3 protein-coding genes and 1 pseudogene are annotated in these 4,184 nt (G+C 70.4%); 1 reads left to right on the top strand and 3 read right to left on the bottom strand.

Annotated elements, in window-relative coordinates; all coding sequences use genetic code 11:
• The first annotated feature begins 217 nt into the window (after window positions 1-217).
• Window positions 218-2,203 (top strand): primary-amine oxidase, encoded by a 1,986-nt coding sequence (locus DSP71_RS17910; RefSeq protein ID WP_113681731.1) that lies wholly within the window; start codon window positions 218-220, stop codon window positions 2,201-2,203.
• A gap of 87 nt (window positions 2,204-2,290) precedes the next feature.
• Here the strand turns inward: DSP71_RS17910 and DSP71_RS17905 are convergent, their stop codons facing one another.
• The 3 genes and pseudogenes from DSP71_RS17905 to DSP71_RS22505 all read right to left on the bottom strand — a co-directional run.
• Window positions 2,291-2,956, bottom strand: coding sequence for an SDR family oxidoreductase (locus DSP71_RS17905; protein ID WP_058632431.1), 666 nt, complete (start codon window positions 2,954-2,956; stop codon window positions 2,291-2,293).
• Window positions 2,957-2,992: 36 nt separating this feature from the next.
• Window positions 2,993-3,928 carry an N-acetylmuramic acid 6-phosphate etherase gene (gene murQ, locus DSP71_RS17900; protein ID WP_113681730.1) on the bottom strand — a complete coding sequence of 312 codons (936 nt, stop codon included), beginning with the start codon at window positions 3,926-3,928 and terminating at the stop codon, window positions 2,993-2,995.
• Window positions 3,918-4,184 (bottom strand): annotated as a pseudogene (locus tag DSP71_RS22505) (ATPase); the annotation flags it as partial. The pseudogene DSP71_RS22505 and the gene murQ, both read right to left, overlap by 11 nt.

Here is a 4,184-nt window from a genome sequence, read left to right as displayed (position 1 = left end):
CGCTCCATCACCTACGGGCAGCAGATCGTCGAGGTCACGGAGCCGCAGTCCGCCGCCGCGCACCTCGCCGTGCTCGACGCCGCGCTCGCCCCCTGGCGCGCCTGAGACCCCCTCCGCACGCCTCGTCGGGAAGACGCCCCGTTGCGAAGGACGGGCTGTCGGCCCTATCATCGTGCCAACCCGTTTATTGAGCAGTCGCTCGAAAATAGTGAGGTCGATGATGTCCCACCATGCTCCGCAGCCCGTGTCGATCGGGAAGATCGCCGCTCCGCACCCGCACGATCCCCTCACCGGAACCGAGATCGCCGCCGCCCGTGAGGTGCTCGACGCCGCTGGTCTGATGACGGCGACCACCCGCGTGCCGATGCTGCTCCCCGACGAGCCCACCAAGGACGAGCTCGCGACGTGGACCGCCGGATCCGCCGTCGACCGCCGCGTCGACGTGACACTGCTCGACATCGCCACCGGGATCGCCACGGAGGTCGTGGTCTCGATCACCCGTCGTGAGGTGCTGCGCACGCACCGGGTGCCGAACGACGCCCCGCCCTACGGACAGCCGCAGTATCTGTTCGAGGAGTACGAGCGCGCGGAGAGCATCGCGAAGGCCTCGCCGGAATGGCAGGCCGCGATGAAGCGTCGGGGGCTCGAGGAGCACATGGCTCTCGCCTTCTGCGGCCCCCTCGCCCCCGGATACACCGGGCGTGCCGACGAGGTGGGCCGCCGGGTGATCCGCTCGCTGACGTTCCTCAAGCACGATGAGCACGACTCCCCGTGGGCGCACCCGGTCGAAGGCCTCATCGTGCACATCGACCTCACCTCGAACAGCGTGATCCGCGTCGAGGACCATGGCGACGTGCCCGTGCCGGCCGGACACGGCAACTACTACCCCGAAGTGCAGGGCGAGGCGCGCACCACTCTGAAGCCCATCGAGATCACCCAGCCGGAGGGGCCCAGCTTCTCCGTCACCGGGTCGCTCGTGGAGTGGGAGGGCTGGTCGATGCGCGTCGACTTCAACGCCCGCGAGGGACTCGTGCTGCACGACGTCACGTTCCAGGGACGATCCGTGCTGAGCAGGGCGAGCGTTCCGGAGATGGTGGTCCCCTACGGCGACACCGCTCCCGGACGCTTCTGGATCAGCTACTTCGACGCCGGCGAATACCTGCTCGGCAAGAACGCCAACCACCTCGAGCTCGGCTGCGACTGCCTCGGTGTGATCCGGTACGTCGACGGCTACGTCGCCGACGACCACGGCCACCCGGTACGGATCCCGAACGTGATCTGCATGCACGAGGAGGACTACGGCATCCTCTGGAAGCACACCGACCTCGCCGGTCGCTCCGACGTGCGCCGCTCCCGTCGGTTCGTGGTGTCGTACTTCTCCACGATCGGCAACTACGACTACGGCTTCTACTGGAACTTCGGCCTCGACGGCTCGATCGAGGTCGTCGCCAAAGCCACGGGCATCGTGTTCGCCGGTGCGGGTGAACCCGGCGTGCGGCAGAGGCATGCGACCGAACTCGCGCCCGGCGTGTTCGCCCCGGTCCACCAGCACCTGTTCTGTGCGCGCCTCGACGTCGCGATCGACGGCGAGGACAACCGGCTCGTCGAGGTGGATGCCCAGCGCATCCCGATGGGCGAGGACAACCCCTTCGGCAACGCCTTCACATGGTCGGAGACACCGCTGCGCACGGAGTCGGAGGCGCAGCGCGACGCGGACTCCTCTGTGGCGCGGGTCTGGGAGGTGCAGAGCGCCTCGCGGACGAACCACGTCGGCCGACCCACGGCGTACCACCTGATCCCGGAGCCGACCGCGCTGCTGATGGCCGACCCGGAGTCCTCCGTCGCCGCGCGCGCCGCCTTCGCGACGAAGCACCTGTGGGCGACGCGCTTCGAGCCGGGGCAGATCTGGCCGGCCGGTCGCTACCCGAACGCCCACCAGGGCGGCTCCGGACTGCCGGAGTACGCCGCCGCGGACCGTGACATCGACGGACACGACATCGTGCTCTGGCACACCTTCGGCCTGACGCACTTCCCCCGCCCCGAGGACTGGCCAATCATGCCCGTCGACTACGCCGGCTTCTGGTTCAAGCCCGCAGGGTTCCTCGATCAGAACCCGGCCATGGACGTGCCGGAGTCCTCGCAGGCGCACGGAGGTGCGGCATCGGCCTGCTGCGGCGGAGGGTCTTGCACCTGCGAGCACTGATCCTGCGCCTGCGGAGCCGAGCCTGCAGGGCACCGGCACAGGCACAGGCACAGGCACCGGGCCCGCAGGTCGCAGGCCCGGCGACAGTCAGTACTGCGCCGAGAAGGCCCCGTCGGACTTCAGCAGCTGCCCCGAGATCCAGCGCCCCTCGTCGGACACGAGGAACTCCACCACGGCCGCCACATCCGCAGGCCGGCCGAGGCGTCCGAGCGGGGTCATGCCGGCCAGGCCCGTGCGCGTCTCGTCGTCCATCCAGCCGGTGTCGACGGGTCCGGGGTTCAGCACGTTCGCGGAGATCCCCCGGGGGCCGAGCTCGCGCGCCGCGGAGATGACGAGGCGGTCGAGCGCCCCCTTCGACGCGCCGTAGGGGAGGTTGCCGGTCACGTGGTCGCTGGTCAACGCCAGGACCACTCCCCCGTCGTCGCCGACCTGACGGGCGAAGGCCGCGATCAGCAGCAGGGTCGCTCGCGCGTTCACGGCGACGTGCAGGTCGAAGCTCTCCGCTGTGGTGTCGAGCACTCCTGACTCCACATCGTGCGCGTGACTCAGGATGAGCGCGGTGATCGGTCCATGAGTCGCCGTCACCTCCGCGATCAGCGCTTCTGGTCCCTCGACCGTGGAGAGGTCGGCCGGGTGGTCGGCATCGCGCAGGTCGCTGGTGACGACGGTCCAGCCGGCGGCGCGCAGTCGGGGGACGATTCCGGCGGCGATGCTGTCGGCGCGCGCAGCGCCGGTGATCAGAGCGAGGGGCATCCGCATACCGTATCGGACGCGCGGGAAGCGCGCCGATCAGGCGAGCGCGGTGATGGCGTCGCGAAGGATCCCGTCGGCCTCGTCGAGCGCGGACGCCGCAGCATCCGCCGTCGCGTCGGCGGCGAGCATCAGCAGCGCGAGCTTGACCGAGCCGTCCGCCGCCTGCAGCGCCGTGGCCGCCCCCGCGGTGTCGACGCCGGACAGCTGCGACACCGTGCGGATCGAACGGGCGTGCAGCTTCTCGTTCGTGGCCAGCAGATCGACCATGACGCCGCGATACGTCTTGCCGAGGTTGATCATCGACAGCGTCGTGAGCATGTTCACGACGAGCTTCTGCGCCGTCCCGGACTTCAGCCGCGTGGACCCGGAGATGAACTCGGGTCCGGTGACGACCTCGATCGCGACCTCGGCCGCGGCCCCGATCTCGGAGTCGGCGTTCGACGCTATCGCCACCGTGAACGCGCCGATGCCGCGCGCATACGTCAGGCCGCCGACGACGTAAGGAGTACGGCCGGAGGCCGAGATGCCCACCACCGTGTCGCGCTCGGTGAGTCCGAGCTCGCGCAGCGACGCCTCGGCGGCCGCGTCGTCGTCCTCGGCGTTCTCGACGGCGGAGCGGATGGCCGCCTCACCACCCGCGATCAGACCGACCACCATCGAGGGATCCGTGCCGAACGTCGGCGGGCACTCGCTCGCGTCGAGCACGCCGATGCGGCCCGCGGTGCCCGCTCCGATGTAGATGAGGCGTCCGCCGCGACGGAACCGCTCGGTGATGCCGTCGACGGCAGTCGCGATCTCCTCCGCGCGCTCGGCCACGGCTTCGGGCACCCGGCGGTCCTCCGCGTTCATCCGTCGCACGAGCTCGGCCGTGCCGAGCAGGTCGAGGTCGCCCCGCTCCGTCGTCGAGGCCTCGGTGTCGAGGCGCTCCAGCACGGAGAGGAGGGCGGTCAGGCGGGAGTCGTCATTCGGCACGGTGGACGAACCTTTCATGGGGGAGGTCGGTGCGGCGCGCGAGAAGCAGCGCCCCGTCGAGGGCGTCGCCGCGCGCGGGCACGACCCGACGCTCGGCTGCCTGCAGGGACGACGTGAGCTGCTGGCGGAACCAGACGTGGTCGGTCAGACCGCCGTGGATGACGGTGTCGGCGGTGCGCGCGGAAGCGGCGGTGGCCGTCGCCGTGAGCAGACGGACGCCCTCGTCGACGATCGCGGAGGCAGCCGCATCGCCGTT

Source organism: Microbacterium sp. H6, assembly GCF_003314775.1.
GTDB classification, from domain to species: Bacteria; Actinomycetota; Actinomycetes; order Actinomycetales; family Microbacteriaceae; genus Microbacterium; species Microbacterium oxydans.
Note: the sequence above shows the minus strand (reverse complement) of the source record. Positions and strands in the feature narration are given on the sequence as shown.

Coding starts and splice junctions, on each gene's coding strand:
- DSP71_RS17905 (WP_058632431.1), bottom strand. CDS start 2,956: ATGCCCCTCGCTCTGATCACCGGCGCTGCGCGCGCCGACAGCATCGCC.
- DSP71_RS17910 (WP_113681731.1), top strand. CDS start 218: ATGATGTCCCACCATGCTCCGCAGCCCGTGTCGATCGGGAAGATCGCC.